The organism is Bradyrhizobium sp. 197 (assembly GCF_023073375.1).
Taxonomy (GTDB): domain Bacteria; phylum Pseudomonadota; class Alphaproteobacteria; order Rhizobiales; family Xanthobacteraceae; genus Bradyrhizobium.
The window spans coordinates 52,728-69,549 of sequence record NZ_JADPJJ010000079.1 but is presented as its reverse complement, the minus strand read 5'-3'; the positions used below and the strand labels follow the sequence as shown (position 1 = coordinate 69,549).

The window sequence follows — 16,822 nt, the reverse complement described above, 5'->3', positions numbered from 1 at the left end:
GCCTTGCGCTGGTCAGCGCGTCGGCGTCGAGGTGCGGGTCGGCAGGAGCCTGAACTCCGACATTCGCTTGGCGGCGAGTTTCAGCCAGGGCGCTTGTTTCAGGGCGAACAAGGATATGGCGCCAACGGTGCTGCCCGCCTGTGTGACCGCCCACATCGGCGAAGGCTGCGCGCCGAACAGTTTCTTGTAGGGTTCGTCACCGATGGTGAAATCGAGCATCCGATCCCCGCGCTCGATGCAATCCCTCGCCACTTGCTCGAACATTAGCGCGCCCAAGGACTGGCTCTTGTATCCGGCAATGTCGAAGGCGCTCATGATGACAAGGAAGCTGCCTTGATGGCAGAGTCCGAGCACGGCGGCGATCACGTCGCCGTCCATCTTCATGGCATAAAGCCGGACAAAGGAGCCGAGACCGCGGAGCGCCATTTCGGAATAGAAGCCGTAATATTCCGGGCGCTGGAGCAGGTCTCCGTCGCCTTGCGCCTGAAAGCGCGGACCGCGCAATTTCCTCATCACGTCCAGCGCCTCGATCACGGAGGCGCCGTCGCTGCAGCATGAAAAACTCAAGTCGCCCTTCTTCTGGAGCTGCCTGGACTTTTTTGCGAGCTCCTTCTGATAGGAGCGATCCATCGCACTGGCGCGCCATTGCTCGAACGGCGCGACCAGAACGCTCGCGTAGGCATTGGAGTCCATCGCGACGCGGCGGGGCGTAGCCAGGAGGTTCTCGATCGGAAGCCGTCCGTCTGGCAGCTTGGCCATTCGCAGCAGATCGAACGGGCGGACGAGGCAGCGGATTTCTGCGCAGGCACTCTCGTCCTTGAGCAGCTCGGAAAATACCTGCGGGCTGCACACCGGCGCCAGATAGTCGGAGACGCGGAGGTCGGCGAATTCGACGGTCCGTATCGGGCCGCGCCGGACCCGCAGCAAGGGCAGCACCATCGCAAGGGTGCCCATCGGGCGGTGGCGGACCGCGACAACCAGGGGAGTTGCGCCTGCATGAGACGCGAGCCTGGTGTAGAGGGTATCCAGCCAGAGCGGATGCTGGAACGCGGTGGCGGCCGAGTTTTCAAACAGCTTCGCATAGTCCGGCGACAGGAAGTCGAATCCCTGCTCGATGGCGATGTCGAACGTGTTGCTAGGTCTGTTCATGCGCAGCCAGGGAAAACCAGATAGCTCGGGACGATCGAGCCGGATCTGTGCTTTATAGCAGGGTCGTTACGGGTGAGACACCGGCGGCGTGTGATTTGCATTAATGCTTCGAGCAACGTTCGTATCGTTACCAAATCCTTAAATTTCGCGCCCGAGCGGCCTCGTGGCGCGGAGATCGACCTGCGCTAGCAAATAATTAACCGCGCTTAAGGAAGGTCGTTTCATGGCCAGCCTGTACACCGAGGTGGATTCCGGGGCATCCGGGAGCGCGATCTGGAAGACGCGCAGCGTTGGCGCTGAGAGGATTGCCAGGGCGGCGATCAGCTGGTCGATCACCGTCAACGTGGTCGCATCGATGGGCATCTTCAACGCCGGGCTGCTGCCGGCGGAGCTGAGCTTTCTGCAGCAGGCCATAGCCATTCTGATGTGGGGTGTCCTGATCTACGCTAGTGCATTCGTGCAGCCGCGTCTGCGGTTACAGGTCAATCCCGATCTGGTGGCGCTGGTCGCATTCTACAGCTTCGCCGTTGTCTCGGTGTTCTGGTCCAGTCTGAACGTCGCAGCGATCATGAAGAGCGCTGCGCTTGCGATGACGACGTTCGGCGCATTCTGTCTCGTTACGCGCGTCGATCTGGACGAGGTCGTGAGGACCACGGCCAATGGGCTTTTCATACTGGTCGCCGCATCGGCTTTCTGCGCGATCGCCGTGCCCGACATCGGGGTCGACCACAGCTGGATGCACAATGGTCAATGGCAGGGCGTCTACGAATCCAAGCAGACACTTGGTTTCGTGGGTGCCTATCTGATGTTCCTTGCCTGCTACCGGAAGATGACGGGCCAGGGGTGGCTGGCCTTCCTCGTTGTATTCCTGCTGGCGTCAACAAGCGTCCTCGCGTCGGAATCGCGCGGCGCCGGTGCTGTCGCCCTGGCTGCTTGCGCAATGCTCGTGACCTCAATGTGGTCGGTCGGCTGCATGAGGCTCTATGCGGTCCTGCCATTCGTCATGTGCATTCTGGCCGGATTCCTGATCCTGTATTTTTATGCGACGGGATATGACGCCATTCATATCGGCGACGCGAGTGTCGATTTTACCGAGCGGACCTTCATCTGGCACTACGCGATAAGCCATTTTGACGATGCGCCGTTGCTCGGCTTCGGCATCAACGGCTTTTGGACGATCCCGTCGATCTACGATTATTTCGAACAGAACCACGGCTGGGTGCTCGACAATTATCACAGCGGCTACATCGCGGTTCTAATGGAAACGGGATTTCTGGGGTACACGCTATTTGCCGCGAGCGTCCTGCTGTTCTCGCACAAGATCCTCCATCTCATTTCCGCACGCACGATCGACCGATCGCACTGTGCTCTCATCATCGGATTCGTCGTCCTCAGCTTTCAGACCAATTTCACGGAGACGACATTCCTTCGCTCGACGATGTTCACATCGGTGCTCCTGGTGGGGTTTTTCTTCGCGACGTGCAGACCGGTGCGATCGACGGAATTGCAGTCTTTACCAATGGATGCAGGATGACCGCCGTACGCGCTCGTTGGCCGAGAAGCTTCAATCTTGCAGCAACGGCTTTTTTCCTTCTGTTCTCCCATGTCCATGGGGCCGAGCAGCCCGCCTCCCGTGACATGCCAAAACTCGGTCGCGGCATCAACATTCTCGGCTACGATGGAATCTGGGAAGGTGGCCAAAACGCGCCATTTCGCCTGAACAATTTGACCGCAATCAAGAAGGCCGGGTTCTCGCACGTCAGGATCAATTTTTTCGGCTTCAAGTTCATGGGCCCAGGGAACGTCCTGGACGAGATCGTGCTGAGGCGGCTCGACGCCGTGATCGAGGACGTCCTTGCAAGGAAACTCGTTCCCATCGTCGATGAGCACGATACCCACCTTTGCCAACGCGACGTTTCCGAATGCGGCGAGAAGCTCAGGGCGTTCTGGCGGCAGATCGCCGAGCGCTATGCCGGCAAATATCCGGCGCTCGTCTTCGAGGTCTTGAACGAGCCTGGTGGAGAAATGAGGTCCGCCAGCTGGAATTCGCTCCTCAACGAATGTCTCGGCATCATCCGCCGCACCAATCCCGAACGGCCGGTCATTGCCGCCGTCCTCAACACGGATGAGATCCCGGTCGACGAACTGGCTCTGCCGGCCGACGACAGGCACCTCATCGTCACGTTCCATTATTACGCGCCGATACGGTTCACCCATCAGGGCGCGCCCTGGTCTCCGACGTTTTCGCGGATCGGGCCCCTGGATTGGGGCAGCCCGGAGGACGAAGCGAAGGCGGCCGCCGATTTCAAGAAGATGAGCGTATGGGCGGAGAAAGAGAAGCGCCCGGTTTATCTCGGTGAGTTCGGAGTGTACGAGCGTGCGCCATCCGACAGTCGCGAGCGCTATTTGTCGTTCGTGGCGAGAAGCGCCGACAGGCTCGGCTGGGCATGGGCCTATTGGCAATTCGATCACGACTTCGCGGCCTTCGACAGCGCACGTCAGGCCTGGAAGCCGGGCATCCTGCGCGCCCTGATGCCGCCAACGCGTTGAAATCGCGCGCCCGATTCTTCTGCACGGTTTGCTGCACCTCCGAGCTTGCCGCAAATATCAGCCAGATCGCGATTGCCTTCAGGCGACAGTGAGAAAGTCAGCTCGGCGAGGTGGGGTTGCGTCAAGCGGAACCAATTCACCTCACGGAACGATTGTCGCGCTGAGACCTGTCGGGCAAAACACTCAGCACCCCGTCAATCCCTTCCGACAAAAATATTCCACTTTACCGAAATTCGGAAATGACGTATGTGTCGCCCATCCCGGCTCACCCTTGAGGGGCGATCTTGTGTCGTCACGTTTCGCGAGCCGGGCTTGCGGTGGACGCGACAGCGTCGGGCGCGAAAGTGCGGGCAGGGCGGATTGCTCTCCGTGAGCCCAGAACTTCGTGCCGACGAGCGGCGCTGTCAGGTTCGTCTCGTCATCAGGTCGGCGGCAACGTGCACAACGTCGTCGAAACCGGTGGCGACAAGCGAGCCGTGCGTACGGCAAAACCGTGTGGTCCTGGCCGTCGTTGCTACGGTCAAGCCTTTGCGGAGGCGGCATTCGCGTCAACCGGCGCGGTGTCCGCGACTTTCGTGAAGGCGAGGGAGGCCAACAGGAACTCGGCTCCCGGGAGAGCACGGCATAAGCCGTAAAGCCACTGCGCAGGGAAGGCCGAGTGATTGGCGACACCTGTATGCTGCTGTGCGGTTTCCTTGCGCTACCTTTCGCGCAGCGGACCGCGGGTGCCAGCCGGCACCCGGCCTTCCCTGCGCCCTCCTGGACAAGAGGGTGAAGCGACCAAGCAAAGCTCGGGCGGCATGCGTCGCGAGAAGGCAGCCGTGCGTCCGAAGCCTGCGCAGACGCTCGGGCACCGATGTCTTGTCCCTAACGCTAGGGACAGACACGTTCCTCCGGTCCGCTTACGGTGGTCCGCCCGGTTGCTCAGGACCGCAGGAGCAAGCGCGTATGTCGGACGAAAGCGGACGAGGAGGAAACAGGACATGAAGATCGGTTTCGCGCGAGCTTCGATTCTTGTGGCATGCGTCCTTTATGGAAATACGGCGAACGCGGAGATTAAAATTGGAGTTGTGATCTCGGCAAGCGGTCCGGGATCCGCGCTGGGGCAGCCGCAGCTCAAGACGGTTGCAGCCCTTCCGAAAGAGATCGCCGGAGAGAAGGTCACCTATATCACCCTGGACGACGAATCAGATTCGACCAAAGGGGTTCAGAACGCACGCCGGCTCGTGATCCAGGACAAGGTCGACGTGCTGGTCGGCTCCTCGCTGACCCCGGTGACCATGCCGATGCTGGATATCGCGCTCGAATCGAAGACGCCGCTGCTGTCGCTCGCCGCCGCTACCGCGATAGTTCAACCGATGGACGAGAAGCGCGCCTGGGCCTTCAAGGTCGTTCCCAATGATGACCTCATGGCGGCCGCCATCCTCAAGCATATCGCGAAATCGGGCGTGAAGACGCTCGGCTATATCGGCGTTTCGGATGGGTACGGCGAAGGCTACTACAAGGAGGTGAGCCGCCTCGCGCCCGCTCTGGGTCTGACCGTGACCACACATGAGGTCTATGCGCGCGCAGACACGAGCGTCACCGGTCAGGCGCTCAAGGTGATGTCGACCAATCCCGATGCCGTCTTCATTGCTTCCGCAGGAACTCCGGCGGTCTTGCCGCAGCAGGCGCTCCGCGAGCGCGGATACGCTGGGAAGATATTTCAAACACACGGCGTGGCCAGTGAGGAGTTCATCAAGCTCGGGGGCGCGAACGTCGAAGGTGCCGTATTTGCAGGCGAGGCCTTTACCATTGCCGCCGATCTTCCCACAGGAGATCCGTTCCGTCGCTCGACGGAGGAATTCGTGACCGCGTATGAAGCGGCGAACGGGCAAAAGCCCAACATGTTCGCTGCCCACCTTTGGGATGTCGTCGCGCTGATTGGAAGAGCTGCACCGGATGCGCTGAAGACGGCAAAGCCCGGCACAACCGAATTTCGCGCGGCTCTGCGGGGCGCGCTCGAGCGCGGGCAGAACATCTATCTCAACAATGGGCTGTCGAACATGAGCAAGGCCGATCACAACGGCTATGACGAACGCTCCGCCTTTCTGATCAAGGTGGAAGGCGGGAAATTCCGCCTGGCAAAGTAGCGGCGCCCGGACAGAGTCTTCGCCGGATTATTGCGGCTCGATTCCGGCGGCCTTGATGATCTTTCGCCATTTGGCGGTCGCACTCATGAACATCAGCCCCGATCAGGAGCGTATCCGCATCAATATTTTCCTGCGCGACAATCTGCCCTGACTTAGAGTCGCTTGCGGAGTGCATCAGAAGCTCCCGGCCATTGCGGCCAGGCGTTGATGGGCTCGTTCGCGGGAAGCCTCGATGGGCTGTAGCGGTCCGATGGTTGGCCCGATCGGTACGAAACGGACATTGCTGATCCCGACAAAACGCAAAATTTCGCGCATGTACGGCGTTGCCATGTCGATGCGACCGCGGTTCATTCCGGTGGCGAAATCGCTGCCACTGGCGATGATGACGATGGTCGGCCGGTCCTTCAGCAACGGGACATATCCCAGGGATGGGTCGAACCGGAAGGTGAGCCCGGGCTGGACGATAACGTCGAACCATTGCTTGAGCTTATAGGGAATGCTGAAGTTCCACATGGGAGTCGAGATCAGCACCCGATCGGCAAGTGCCAAGCGGAGCGCCACACGCTCGGCCTCCGCAAAGCTGTCCCGTTGCGCGTCGTTGAAGGCTTCCGCCTTCATCCGTGCATATTTGGCCTCGACGATAGGGCCCGAAAATTCCGGCAGGCGCTCCCGCCAGAGATCCATGACATCCACGTCCCAATCGGGCCGGACCCGGCGAAAGCCGTCAAGGAAGACGTGTGCGCTGGCGCTCGACCAGGAGTCGCTGCGGGGCGAGCAGGACAGGTGCAGGAGCTTTGCCACCGCTCATCCCAGCGCTTTGATGACTGCATCGGCCTTGGTCACGACGGCAACGTTTTGCATGGCGAAGTTGATCGATGCAGCGTGCCAGTCGGCGTTCATGGTGGAGCAGCAATCCTCAGGAACTACCATGAAGTAACCCTTGTCGGCACCGGTCCGTGCCGTGTGCTCGACCGACATGTTGGTCCAGGCGCCGGTGTTGATGATCATGTCGCGGCCGGTGGCTTTCAGGATCGTTTCGAGCCGCGTGCCCTCCCAGGCGCTCATTCGCACCTTCTCGACCACGAAATCGCCGGGCCGTGGCTCGAGACCTGACACCGGCGCGGCCCCCCAGCTTCCGCGCACCATCGCCTTGCTGTCGACGAGACCCTCGAACAGCGGCGCATTCAGCGTCACGCCGGGCGCGCCGGCTTCGACCACGAACCAGACATGGATGATGGCGACGCCGCGGGCCCGCGCAGCTTCCGCAAGACGCCGGACGTTTTCGACGACTTGCTGCTGCTTCGCGTGACCTGGTGCGCCGGAATCGGCGAATGCGCCGCCGTCCATGATGACGTCGTTCTGGAGATCCTGGATGATCATGGCACAGCGTCGCGGGTCGAGCTGCATCTCGCTGTCGGCCACGATCGGCGCTGCTGGCGCGGTGCCAGTGCCTGTACCGCTGCCACTCCGCCGTCCGCTCATATAGGGCTCATGACGCGGGCCGACCTTGGTCGGGATCGCGTAGACCGAATGCGTCGAAGTCAGATAGAGGGTGCGGAAATCCGGCCCGCCCCAGGCGAGGTTGGCGACCAGTTCAGGCACGCGGAGCTTGCCGAGCAGCTCGCTCCGCGGCGAATAGACCCAGATCCCGCCGGGTGCAGTGACCCAGACATTGCCGTGCTGGTCGCACTTCATGCCGTCGGGCAAGCCGGGCTCGAGCTCGGAGCGGATGCCGCTCGCGAACACACGCGCACCAGACAGCGAGCCGTCGCCGTTGACGTCGAATACGCGGATCAGTGCCTGCACGGTGTCGTTGACATAGAGCAGTTTCTCGTCGGGCGAGAAGCACAGCCCGTTCGGCTGGTCGAATAGATTGCGGTCAACGACCAACTTCGGGTCGGCGCCGGGCACGACGCGATAAACGCCCTGGAAGCCGAGCTGCCTCGGCCGCTCGACGCCATAGACCGGCATGCGGCCATACCAGGGATCAGAGAAATAGATCGCGCCGGAGGAGTGCACGCAGACGTCGTTGGGGCTGTTGAGCTCCTGTCCCCCAAAGTGCGAGGCCAGCACCTCGCGCCGTCCGTCCGGCCGCTCGCGGATCAACGACGATGTCGCGTGCTCGCAAACGATCAAATTGAGCTCGGCGTCATAGGTCATGCCGTTGCATTTGTTCGACGGCCGTTTGACTTCGGCGATGCCGCGCCGCGCATCCCAGCGCCGGCGCACGTCGCCCGGCATGTCCGAGAACAGCAGATAATGATCGACCGGATGCCAGATCGGTCCCTCCGTGAAGTCAAAACCGGTGCCGACCTGCGCGACCGGCGCGTAGGGGTCGATCAGGGTCTCGAATTCGGAGCGCAAGGTGACGTGCGTCATCGTCCATCCTCTGGTGTCTAGGCCGGAAACCAGTTGCGCTGGGGCACAGACTGCACGATCGGTCCGGGGACCTGGTCGTGCAGCCGGCCGACGACGTTGCCGCCCTCGATCTTGGCGGGACGGTCGTGGACCGGCAGCAGATAGCGCGAATTGCTGAGCAGCTTTTTGATGGCGGCCTTCTCGGCGCGCTTGGTGGTGCCGTGGTTGCCGGTGGTGCGCGGCTCCCAGTCGTGGATCTCGTTGAAGGGCGTCACGATCTGGTCGTTGAAGTCATAGATGACGTCGCCGCAGATGGTAGCAATGCCGTCGGCGGTCTCGACGATGATGTTCATCGAGCCTTCGGTGTGCGCATTGGCTGCGTCGCAGTAGACGCCCGGCATCAGCTCGATGGGACCCGTGATCTCGAGGTCGAGAAAGCGCAGCGCGCTCTTGGTGTGCAGCCGGTCGATCAGATGCTTGATATCCGGCGCCGGATATTGCGGATGCATCAGGCCGGACACGGAATACTCGAGCTCGCGGCGGTTGACGACGACGGTCGTGTTCATCGGAAACAGATCGTCCTTGCCGGCGTGGTCGATATGCAGATGGGTGTGGCAGACGAAGCGCACATCGCCCATGCGCACGCCGTGCCGCGCAAGCTGGTTCTCGATCATGTGCTCGTGATACTGCAGGCCGCGCATCCCCAGCGTTTCCATGATCTGGTTGGAGCGGTAACCCGTATCTACCACGACCGGATATTTGCCGCCGAGGATCAGGAAGCCGAGGGTGAGGACACGGCGGGTGCGGCCGCAGTCGTGGCCGAGAACCAGAAAGCTCGATTCCAGCTCGATATCGCCATAGTCCAGGATCTTGATTTCCAGCGGCATTCCGTCCCTCCCTGTGTCCGTTCTCGTTCGTTTCCTCAGCGCTCAGAGCCGATAGACGCGCACGGCGGTGGTCTTGAAAATGGCTTCGCGCTGATCATCTCGCAGCGGCGCTGCGGCGGCACGGAACGCATCGATCAGCTCGCGATAACTGGTCCACAATTTCTCGATTGGAAAATTAGAGCCGAACAGGCAGCGTTCGGCGCCGAAGATCGCAATCGTGTCGGTCAGGACGGATGCGATATGTGCGGGGTCGTTGCGGTGGATGAAGGTTCCGAGCCCCGACAGTTTCGACACGACGTTCGGGCAGGCGGCGAGGCGGACCATCCCGGCGCGCCACGCCGCGCGACCTGAGGGTGAAAGGTCCTCCAGCATGCCGGCGTGCTGGAGAATAAAGGTCACTTTGGGACAGGCTTCCGCAAGGTGTGCGGCGTCCGGCATCTGCGGCGTGAACACCTGGAGGTCAAAACTCAAGGCATAGTCCGCAAGGCGGGCGATGTTGCGCCGTACCACGGGATCGGTGCAGAGATCGGGGCGGGCCGCAAAGCGATAAAGCGGGTTCTCGTGCCAATGAAGTTGCATGCGGACGCCGCGTACGAGGGAATAGCGCTTCAGGCGGTCGAGTTGCGGACGCACGTCGTCCACTGAGAAATCGGCGTAAGCCACGATGGCATGCGGCCAGCCGTGCGCCTCGGCGGTCTGCTGCACCCAAGCGGCCTCGTCCTCGAAGCGGTCATTCGTCCAGTTGGTCTGGACATAGACCGAGCGGGTGACGCCGCTGCCTTTGAGGTCGCCGAGATATTCCTCGATCGGGTAATCGCGTCGGATCGGCTCGTATGGACCGAAGATGCGCGGCTGCATCGAGCCGACCAGCCAGGGCAGGTCGGCCTGGCGCCAGATATGATGGTGCCCATCGACGATGTCGGTCACGCAACTCTCCTTTGTCCCAGCGCCAGCACATGCGCGACGATCGACGCGCTCGATCCGCCGTCGACGAGGTCGTCGACGAACCGTTCGATTGCGACCAGCGCTTCGGTCTGCGGACGAAAGCCGGGACCGGCCGCGAGCGGCGTCAGCCAGCTCACGCGCCACGCACGGCGCGACAGTTTCGCTACCGCATCGCGCAGCGCATCGGGTTCGCCTCGCTCCAGACCGTCGGAAACGATGATCACGGCGGCGCCGCGCGCATATCCGCCGAAGCGGGGTATGGCGAGAAAGGCCTGAAGCGCGTCGCCGATTCGGGTGCCGCCGTCCCAGTCGCTGACCAGATAGGCTGCGGCGTTGAGCGCCTGCTCGCGGCGCCTGAGACGTAACGGGCGGGTGATACGGGTCAGCCGCGTGCCGAAGGTGAAGACCTCGACATTGGGCGCCGCCTGCACCAGCGTGTGCGCGAGCTTCATATTCTCTTCGGTGCGGGTCTTCATCGAGCCGGAGACGTCGATCAGGAGCAGCACCTTGCGTGGGCGCTGCCGACGCTTCAAGCGTCCCAGCCGAAGGATTTCGCCGTCGCTGCGAACAGAGTCACGCAGGGTGCGGCGCAAATCGGCGTAGGGCCCCCGGCGGGCTCGCATGCGGCGATGGCCGCGCCGCTTCGGCAGGCGCCTGGGCGCCTCACGGGACAGCCGGCGCAGCGCATCAGTGGTCGAGAGCTGCGCAAAGCGGCGCTCGACCAGGGCTTCCGCGCGCGCTGCTGCGAGACCGGACTCGTTGGCCTCGTCCGACAACAACGGCTCATCGTCTCCGCGGGCCTCCTCTTGCAGCCGAACAGTCTCGTCGTCCTCCCCGTCGTCGACGCGCTCGATTGCCTCGTTTCCGCGAAAGTGCAGATCGAAAAGCCGGTCGAACGTGGCACGACGCTCCGGCGGAGGCGCCAGTGTTGCGAGGGCTGCCTGCCGAATGTCTTCGAGGCTGCGTGGGCCGAGCAGCTGGATCGCGGCCAGGAACGAGGTCGTCTGTTCCGGTGCGACGGCAAACCTGTTCGTTCGCAACAGCCCTACGAAGGAGATGAAGACACGCGCAGCGCGCGGCAGTTCGGGTTCGGTGCTCATGCAGAGGCCTCCGCCAGCAGGGCGTCGAGGCGCGGCGAAATGAAGTGCAGATCCTCCTCGTCTTTCAGCGCAAGGCCGATCGAACGCCTGAAGGCATCGGGCCAGCGCGCGCCGCCCTTGTGCAGCAGCGTGGCGGCTTCAGCCCAGTCGACGGCTTCGGCGATCCCCGGCGCCTTGCTGAGCGGCTCGCGTCGCAGCTTCTCGACGGCCGCGACGACGGCCCGCGCGGTCCCCTCGGCGACGCTGGAGGCCCGCATCATCACGATGCGTGCTTCGCGCTCGGCGGAAGGATAGCCGATCCAGTGATAGACGCAGCGCCTCCGCAACGCTTCATGAAGATCCCGCGTGCGGTTTGAGGTTAGGACGACGACCGGGCGCTCCGAGGCGCGTACCGTACCGCGCTCCGGGATCGAGATCTGGAAGTCGGACAGAAACTCGAGCAGGAACGCTTCGAACTCCTGGTCGGCGCGATCGATCTCGTCGATCAATAGCACGGTCGAGTCGGGCGCGCGCAGCGTCGCCAGCATCGGCCGCTCGATCAGAAACGCTTCGCCGTAGATATCGATGCTCTCATCGCCGGCCTGGCGGATGGCGAGCATCTGGCGCGGATAGTTCCATTCGTACAGCGCGGCGGACGCGTCGATGCCTTCGTAGCATTGCAGGCGGATCAGCCGGCGGCCGAGGACAGCGGCAATGGCTTTGGCGGCCTCGGTCTTGCCGACGCCCGGCGCACCTTCGAGCAGTAATGGCTTGCCGAGTGCCAGACCGAGATAGGCTGCGGTCGCCAGTCCCTCGTCGGCGAGGTAATAGGCCGCCCGAAGCGCCTTCTCCAGTGCCTCGGGGCTATCGATGCCGACGATGTTGCTGCGGACGGCCATCGAAACCTCAGCGCCGCGCCTGAGGGCGTGCGCCGCCCTCGGCCTTGATCGCGCGCAGCACTTTTTCCGGCGTAATCGGCAGGTCGTCGATGCGGACGCCGACGGCGTTGAAGATGGCGTTCGCGACGGCCGGCAATACGGGATTCGCGCACATTTCGCCGGGGCCCTTGGCGCCGAAAGGGCCATCGGGAGCGGGGCGTTCCAACACGGCGATGTCGTGCGGGCAGACGTCGCCGGGGCCAGGCATGACATATTCGACGAAGTCGCGAGGGCCGTGGATTGGGTCGGGATAATAGGGTTCGGGCGTCTCGTAGAGCGCGTGACTGACGCCCATCCAGGCGCCACCGACGAGCTGTTGCTCGACCAGGCGCGGATTGAGCGCACGGCCGAGTTCGTAGGCAGAATCCATGCGGATCATCGTGACCTCGCCAGTCTCGTCGTCGACCTCGACCTCGGCGACAAGACAGGCATGGGCGTAGCAGGTCGCCGGCGACATCTCGCCAGTCTCGGGATCGACGTTGGATAGCGGCACCAGGAAGATGCCGCGGCCCGCGATAGTCTTGCCCTGTTTGAACTGCGCGGCGATGGCGACGTCCTTGGTGGAGATCGAGCGGTGCGGTGCGCCCTTGACGTGGATGTTGCCACGCCCGTCGGTTTCGAGATCGGCGGCATTGACCTCGAGCTCCTCGGCGGCGGCCTCCATCATCACGCCGCGCGCCTCGCGCGCCGCCGCCATCACGGCATTGCCGACGCGATGGGTGCCGCGCGAGGCGAACGAGCCCATGCAATGCGGGCCCGTGTCGGAATCGGCGGTGTCGACATAGACGTCCTCGACGGGCACGCCGAGCGTCTCTGCGCAGATCTGCCGCGTTACCGACTTCATGCCCTGGCCGAGGTCGATCGACGACAGCGCCACGGTGAACTTGCCGCTTGGATTGGAATGGACCAGGGCCTGGCTGGGATCGCCACCGAGGTTCATGCCGATGGGATAATTGATCGATGCGATGCCGCGTCCGCGATGTCGGGTCATCTCAACGTCTCCTGGTGCCGAACACGGATGAGAAGCGGCCCGCCCCATGCGAGGGCGACGCCGGTCGCGGTGACGGCGGCGGTGCGGGTGGTGGCGGCTCGCGCGGTGGTTCGCGCGCCGCGGCCGTCGGCAGGCGATCATAGCTCGTGCGCTGCTGCGCCGGCGCGGTTGTCCCCGCGTTGGTGTCGGCAGGCGTCCGCGGGATGGCGGCCCGGCTGCCGCCACCGTCCTTGCGGGAGGAGGCGCGCTTGAACTCGTCGCGGATCGGCCATTTGGCTTTCTCGGCCGCGACCTGGACGCACTCGATCAGCGCTGTGTTCTTGGCCTCGCGCCGATGGGCCTTCATGTCGCCGTCGCGATAGGCATTGAGGATGCGGAACTCCATCGGATCCATGCTGACGAGATGCGCCAGCTTGTCCATCTGGCACTCGATCGCAAAATCCATTGCAGTGACGCCGAAGCCGCGCATTGCGGTCGCCGGCGTGCGGTTGGTGAAGACGCAGTAGACGTCGCCATAGACGTTAGGGATGGTGTAGGGGCCGGGCAGGTGGGCTGCGCATTTCACCGCGGCATAGCTCGAGAGCCGCGTATATGCGCCGCTGTCGAAATATGCGCGGACCTTGCGAGCGACGACACGGCCGTCGCGCATCACGCCGTCCTTGATGTAGATTCGCTCGGCGCCGCGCGGAGGGCCGTATTGCATCTCTTCTTCGCGTCCGAACACGTAGCGCACGGGACGTCCCGTCAGCATCGCGCCCAGGATGCATAAAGGTTCGGTCAGCGTGTCCACCTTGCCGCCAAAGCCGCCGCCGACGGTGCCGCCAATGAAATGAAAAGTGTTGGAGGGGACGTCGAGGATCTTGGCGCAGGTGTCAACCGAGAAGAACAGCGCCTGCGTCGACGTATAGACGACATAGCGGCCGTTGGTGTCGGGCGCCGCGATCGATCCGTTGGTTTCGGTCGGCGCGTGCTCGATAGGCGACATCTGGTAGCGCTGTTCGAGCACGTGATCGGCGGTCGCGAGGGCCGCATCGGCGTCGCCGAAGCGGAGTTTCTGGTGGTCATAAACGTCGTGGTAAATGAAGGCATTCTTCGGATAAGTATCGTTGACGATCGGCGCGCCGGCCTTCAGCGCATCTTCGACGTCGAACACGGCCGGCAGGGGTTCATAGTCGATCCGCACCTTCGCGATCGCCTCGAAGGCCTCGCGCTCGCTGTCGGCGACGATGGCCAGGATCGGTTCACCCTTGTAGCGGACCTTGTCGACGGCCAGCGACGGTTCGTCGTCCTTGCCGAAATTGATCAGGCTCAAGAGCGTGTTGAGATTGCGGGGCACGTCGGAGCCGCGGATGATCCGGCGCACGCCGGCTGAGCGCTCGGCGTCCGCGGTGTCGATCCGCCGGATTCTTGCATGCGAATGGGTCGAGCGGACGACTTTCAGGTGCAGCATGCCCTGGAGCTTGTGGTCGTTGAAATAGCTCGACGTGCCCGTGACATGGCCGAGCATGTCCTGGCGCTGGGTGCCCTTGCCGATCTCCTTGAGATTGTCGTCGCGCTCGTCGGCGAAAATGTCCTTGCGCAATTCCAGCATGGTTTGGTCCCTTAGGCGCTTGCCCGGTCGCCGGAGGCGGCGAGGATGGCGTTGATGATCGGCTCGTAGCCGGTGCAGCGGCAGATGTTGCCGGAGATCGCCTCGACGACTTCGGCGCGACTCGGAGAGGGATTGCGGTCGAGCAACGCCTTGGCCGCCATCAGCATGCCCGGCGTGCAATAGCCGCACTGGGCGGCAAAATTCTCGGCGAAGGCGCGTTGCAGCGGATGGAGGTTGGGTCCCTGCTTCAGGCTATCCAGCGTCTCGACGGAGCGGCCGGCGACGGTCTCGGCCAGCGTCAGACAGGAGAGATGGAGTTCGCCGTCGATCAGGACACTGCACGTGCCGCAGCCCCCTTGTCCGCAGCCGAACTTCGGCGTCATGTCGCCGATCAATTCGCGAAGCGCCACGAGCAGGTTGGTTCCGCCATCAACGAAAATGGCGACATCGCTGCTGTTGTGACGAAATTGCAGGGCAGTCTTGGCCATACGATCTATTCCTGACCCAAGAGAAGACGGCGCAGATGCACGCCGACGATCTCGCGGCGGTACCAGGCGCTACTGAGCGCGTTGTCAGACGGCGATGTTCCTTCCGCGGCTGCCGCGGCTGCGGCCTCGACGGTCGCAGCGTCGAGCGAGCGGCCTTCCAGCGCGCGTTCGGCCGCCCGCGCACGTATTTGCGTCGGCGCCATCGATCCCAATGCAATGCGCGCCCCGGCGATCCGTCCGCCACTGATCGGCAGATGTGCGGCGAGCGTGATGACCGAGCCGCCTTTGGGCTTGATCCGTGCGATCTTGCGGTAGCGGAAAGCCTCTGCGCTTGCCGGTCGGGTGCAGGACACCGACAGCACGATCGTGCCAGCCTGCCTCTCGCGCGATTGCAAAAACTCCTCAATCGGAATGTCGCGCGATCCGAAGCCGCCTTGCAGGGTCACCGTGGCATCGAGTGCAAGCAGGGCGACGGTGAAATCACCATAGGGATTGGGCGCGAACAGATTGCCACCCACCGTACCCATGTTGCGGACCGCCGGGCCACCAATCGAGCGGGCAGGGGCGTGTAGGAAGGCGAGGTCGCGCTCGCCCAGAATCCGGGCGAAAGTTACGCCAGCACCCAGGGTGATCCGCGGGCCGGATGGGTCGATGCGCGTCAAGGTTTGGTCATTGGCGCGCACGACGGTCGAGAGCGAGATGTCGCCTTCGTTCAGTGCGCGCATCACGAGCGTGCCGCCGCCGAGATAGCGCGCGTTGCGATCGGACGACAGCGCGGCGGCGGCCTCGCTTGAACTCGTGAAGGTCTTCACCGTCACAGTCATGTTGACACAGCCTCCTTGAGGTGTCGGCGGATCGCTTCGAATCCCGCCTGGTAGATGTCTTCCGCGACCATGTGCGTGATGCGGTCCTTGTCCTCCGGCCGCGTCGAGAAGCGGGATTCCCAGTGCCAGAAGGTGCGGTCGCCGTCCGTCACGGGCAGCAGGCGGACATGGGCCACGTAGTTGAACATCGGGACCGGCGTATCGAGCAGGCAATAGCTGAAGGTCTGCTCCAGATCGGACAGCGTCAGCAACTGCTCGCGCAGCTCCGAGCCGTCCTGCAGCTTGAAGCGCCTGACACAGCCGATCTTGTCCGAGGCCTGCGCACGCTCGATCGTGGAGGCCGCGACCGCCGGATGCCAGCGATCGTGCCCGTTGAAATCGCGCAGCACGCCCCACACGGAACCGGTCGGCGCATCCAGGATCGTGCTCTTGACGACATGCGGCACGGCGCTCACCCTCCGAACTGGCGCTTGAGGGCGTCGAAGCCGCCCTGGAACACGCCGCCGCCGATATTTCCGACGAGTTCCGCCTCCCGTTCGGGTGCGCAGTCGAACTCTGCGGTCCATTCCATGAAGGTCTGGTCGCCATCCGTGACCGGCGTCAGCCGTAGCGTCGCGACGTAGTTCTCGACCCCCATCGGGGATTCGAGGATCGAGTAGGTGCAGAACATGTCGTAATCGGACAGGCCGAGCAGCTTTTCCCGGATACGATCGCCGTTACGCAGGCGAAAATCCCTGACGCAGCCGATCTTGTCGGAAGGCTCGCCGCCCTCGATGCGGCTTTCCGCAATCGCGGGATGCCAGTTCGGTAGACCGTTGAAGTCGCGCACCCGCGCCCAGACGCGGTCGTTGCGCGCGTTGACGACGGTTGAGATGTAGACGCGGGCCATG

17 protein-coding genes are annotated in these 16,822 nt (G+C 63.2%); 3 read left to right on the top strand and 14 right to left on the bottom strand.

Features of this window, described 5'->3' with window-relative positions; all coding sequences use genetic code 11:
- Positions 1–12 precede the first annotated feature (12 nt).
- Positions 13–1,149 (bottom strand): GNAT family N-acetyltransferase, encoded by a 1,137-nt coding sequence (locus IVB27_RS19135; RefSeq protein WP_247444875.1) that lies wholly within the window; start codon positions 1,147–1,149, stop codon positions 13–15.
- Positions 1,150–1,287: 138 nt separating this feature from the next.
- On the bottom strand, positions 1,288–1,512 hold the full coding sequence (locus IVB27_RS19130; RefSeq protein ID WP_247444874.1) for a hypothetical protein: 225 nt from the start codon (positions 1,510–1,512) through the stop codon (positions 1,288–1,290).
- On the opposite strand from IVB27_RS19130, the gene IVB27_RS19125 reads away from it, so the two are divergent.
- From IVB27_RS19125 to IVB27_RS19115, 3 genes are all read left to right on the top strand, one after another.
- Positions 1,505–2,683, top strand: coding sequence for an O-antigen ligase family protein (locus tag IVB27_RS19125; protein ID WP_247444873.1), 1,179 nt, complete (start codon positions 1,505–1,507; stop codon positions 2,681–2,683). The genes IVB27_RS19130 and IVB27_RS19125 overlap by 8 nt on opposite strands.
- Positions 2,680–3,699 (top strand): glycoside hydrolase family 5 protein, encoded by a 1,020-nt coding sequence (locus IVB27_RS19120; protein ID WP_247444872.1) that lies wholly within the window; start codon positions 2,680–2,682, stop codon positions 3,697–3,699. The genes IVB27_RS19125 and IVB27_RS19120 overlap by 4 nt, the downstream gene beginning before the upstream one ends.
- A 983-nt stretch (positions 3,700–4,682) precedes the next feature.
- Complete coding sequence (locus IVB27_RS19115) at positions 4,683–5,831, top strand: ABC transporter substrate-binding protein (RefSeq protein ID WP_247445012.1); 1,149 nt, start codon at positions 4,683–4,685, stop codon at positions 5,829–5,831.
- A gap of 174 nt (positions 5,832–6,005) precedes the next feature.
- On the opposite strand, the gene IVB27_RS19110 is transcribed toward IVB27_RS19115, so the two are convergent.
- Genes IVB27_RS19110 through IVB27_RS19055 form a run of 12 tightly spaced genes read right to left on the bottom strand, consistent with a single transcriptional unit; the run spans position 6,006 to position 16,821 of the window.
- Positions 6,006–6,632, bottom strand: coding sequence for an FMN-dependent NADH-azoreductase (locus IVB27_RS19110; protein WP_247444871.1), 627 nt, complete (start codon positions 6,630–6,632; stop codon positions 6,006–6,008).
- A gap of 3 nt (positions 6,633–6,635) precedes the next feature.
- Positions 6,636–8,210, bottom strand: coding sequence for an isochorismatase family protein (locus IVB27_RS19105; RefSeq protein ID WP_247444870.1), 1,575 nt, complete (start codon positions 8,208–8,210; stop codon positions 6,636–6,638).
- 17 nt (positions 8,211–8,227) lie between these two features.
- Positions 8,228–9,076 carry an MBL fold metallo-hydrolase gene (locus IVB27_RS19100; protein ID WP_247340972.1) on the bottom strand — a complete coding sequence of 283 codons (849 nt, stop codon included), beginning with the start codon at positions 9,074–9,076 and terminating at the stop codon, positions 8,228–8,230.
- A gap of 42 nt (positions 9,077–9,118) precedes the next feature.
- Positions 9,119–10,003, bottom strand: coding sequence for an amidohydrolase family protein (locus IVB27_RS19095; protein WP_247444869.1), 885 nt, complete (start codon positions 10,001–10,003; stop codon positions 9,119–9,121).
- A complete protein-coding gene (locus tag IVB27_RS19090; RefSeq protein ID WP_247340967.1) occupies positions 10,000–11,121 on the bottom strand; it encodes a vWA domain-containing protein in 1,122 nt (373 codons plus the stop codon). Before IVB27_RS19090 ends, IVB27_RS19095 begins: the two co-directional genes overlap by 4 nt.
- Entirely contained in the window at positions 11,118–11,999 is an 882-nt protein-coding gene (locus IVB27_RS19085) for an AAA family ATPase (protein ID WP_247340965.1), read from the bottom strand. Before IVB27_RS19085 ends, IVB27_RS19090 begins: the two co-directional genes overlap by 4 nt.
- Positions 12,000–12,006: 7 nt before the next feature.
- Positions 12,007–13,029, bottom strand: a complete 1,023-nt coding sequence (locus IVB27_RS19080) for a xanthine dehydrogenase family protein molybdopterin-binding subunit (protein ID WP_247340963.1) — start codon at positions 13,027–13,029, stop codon at positions 12,007–12,009.
- Position 13,030: 1 nt separating this feature from the next.
- Complete coding sequence (locus IVB27_RS19075) at positions 13,031–14,620, bottom strand: xanthine dehydrogenase family protein molybdopterin-binding subunit (protein ID WP_247340961.1); 1,590 nt, start codon at positions 14,618–14,620, stop codon at positions 13,031–13,033.
- A gap of 11 nt (positions 14,621–14,631) precedes the next feature.
- The gene (locus tag IVB27_RS19070) at positions 14,632–15,108 is read right to left on the bottom strand and encodes a (2Fe-2S)-binding protein (RefSeq protein WP_247340958.1); all 477 of its coding nucleotides are present in this window, start codon (positions 15,106–15,108) and stop codon (positions 14,632–14,634) included.
- Between the two features lie 5 nt (positions 15,109–15,113).
- Positions 15,114–15,932 (bottom strand): FAD binding domain-containing protein, encoded by an 819-nt coding sequence (locus IVB27_RS19065; RefSeq protein WP_247444868.1) that lies wholly within the window; start codon positions 15,930–15,932, stop codon positions 15,114–15,116.
- Complete coding sequence (locus tag IVB27_RS19060; protein ID WP_247444867.1) at positions 15,929–16,378, bottom strand: SRPBCC family protein; 450 nt, start codon at positions 16,376–16,378, stop codon at positions 15,929–15,931. Before IVB27_RS19060 ends, IVB27_RS19065 begins: the two co-directional genes overlap by 4 nt.
- A gap of 5 nt (positions 16,379–16,383) precedes the next feature.
- Complete coding sequence (locus IVB27_RS19055) at positions 16,384–16,821, bottom strand: SRPBCC family protein (protein WP_247340951.1); 438 nt, start codon at positions 16,819–16,821, stop codon at positions 16,384–16,386.
- Position 16,822: the final 1 nt, after the last annotated feature.

What these genes read in the sequence shown, in the direction of transcription:
- IVB27_RS19135 (WP_247444875.1), bottom strand. Translation starts at nt 1,149, where the DNA reads ATGAACAGACCTAGCAACACGTTCGACATCGCCATCGAGCAGGGATTC.
- IVB27_RS19125 (WP_247444873.1), top strand. Translation starts at nt 1,505, where the DNA reads ATGGGCATCTTCAACGCCGGGCTGCTGCCGGCGGAGCTGAGCTTTCTG.
- IVB27_RS19130 (WP_247444874.1), bottom strand. Translation starts at nt 1,512, where the DNA reads ATGCCCATCGATGCGACCACGTTGACGGTGATCGACCAGCTGATCGCC.
- IVB27_RS19120 (WP_247444872.1), top strand. Translation starts at nt 2,680, where the DNA reads ATGACCGCCGTACGCGCTCGTTGGCCGAGAAGCTTCAATCTTGCAGCA.
- IVB27_RS19115 (WP_247445012.1), top strand. Translation starts at nt 4,683, where the DNA reads ATGAAGATCGGTTTCGCGCGAGCTTCGATTCTTGTGGCATGCGTCCTT.
- IVB27_RS19105 (WP_247444870.1), bottom strand. Translation starts at nt 8,210, where the DNA reads ATGACGCACGTCACCTTGCGCTCCGAATTCGAGACCCTGATCGACCCC.
- IVB27_RS19100 (WP_247340972.1), bottom strand. Translation starts at nt 9,076, where the DNA reads ATGCCGCTGGAAATCAAGATCCTGGACTATGGCGATATCGAGCTGGAA.
- IVB27_RS19090 (WP_247340967.1), bottom strand. Translation starts at nt 11,121, where the DNA reads ATGAGCACCGAACCCGAACTGCCGCGCGCTGCGCGTGTCTTCATCTCC.
- IVB27_RS19085 (WP_247340965.1), bottom strand. Translation starts at nt 11,999, where the DNA reads ATGGCCGTCCGCAGCAACATCGTCGGCATCGATAGCCCCGAGGCACTG.
- IVB27_RS19080 (WP_247340963.1), bottom strand. Translation starts at nt 13,029, where the DNA reads ATGACCCGACATCGCGGACGCGGCATCGCATCGATCAATTATCCCATC.
- IVB27_RS19075 (WP_247340961.1), bottom strand. Translation starts at nt 14,620, where the DNA reads ATGCTGGAATTGCGCAAGGACATTTTCGCCGACGAGCGCGACGACAAT.
- IVB27_RS19070 (WP_247340958.1), bottom strand. Translation starts at nt 15,108, where the DNA reads ATGGCCAAGACTGCCCTGCAATTTCGTCACAACAGCAGCGATGTCGCC.
- IVB27_RS19065 (WP_247444868.1), bottom strand. Translation starts at nt 15,932, where the DNA reads ATGACTGTGACGGTGAAGACCTTCACGAGTTCAAGCGAGGCCGCCGCC.
- IVB27_RS19055 (WP_247340951.1), bottom strand. Translation starts at nt 16,821, where the DNA reads ATGGCCCGCGTCTACATCTCAACCGTCGTCAACGCGCGCAACGACCGC.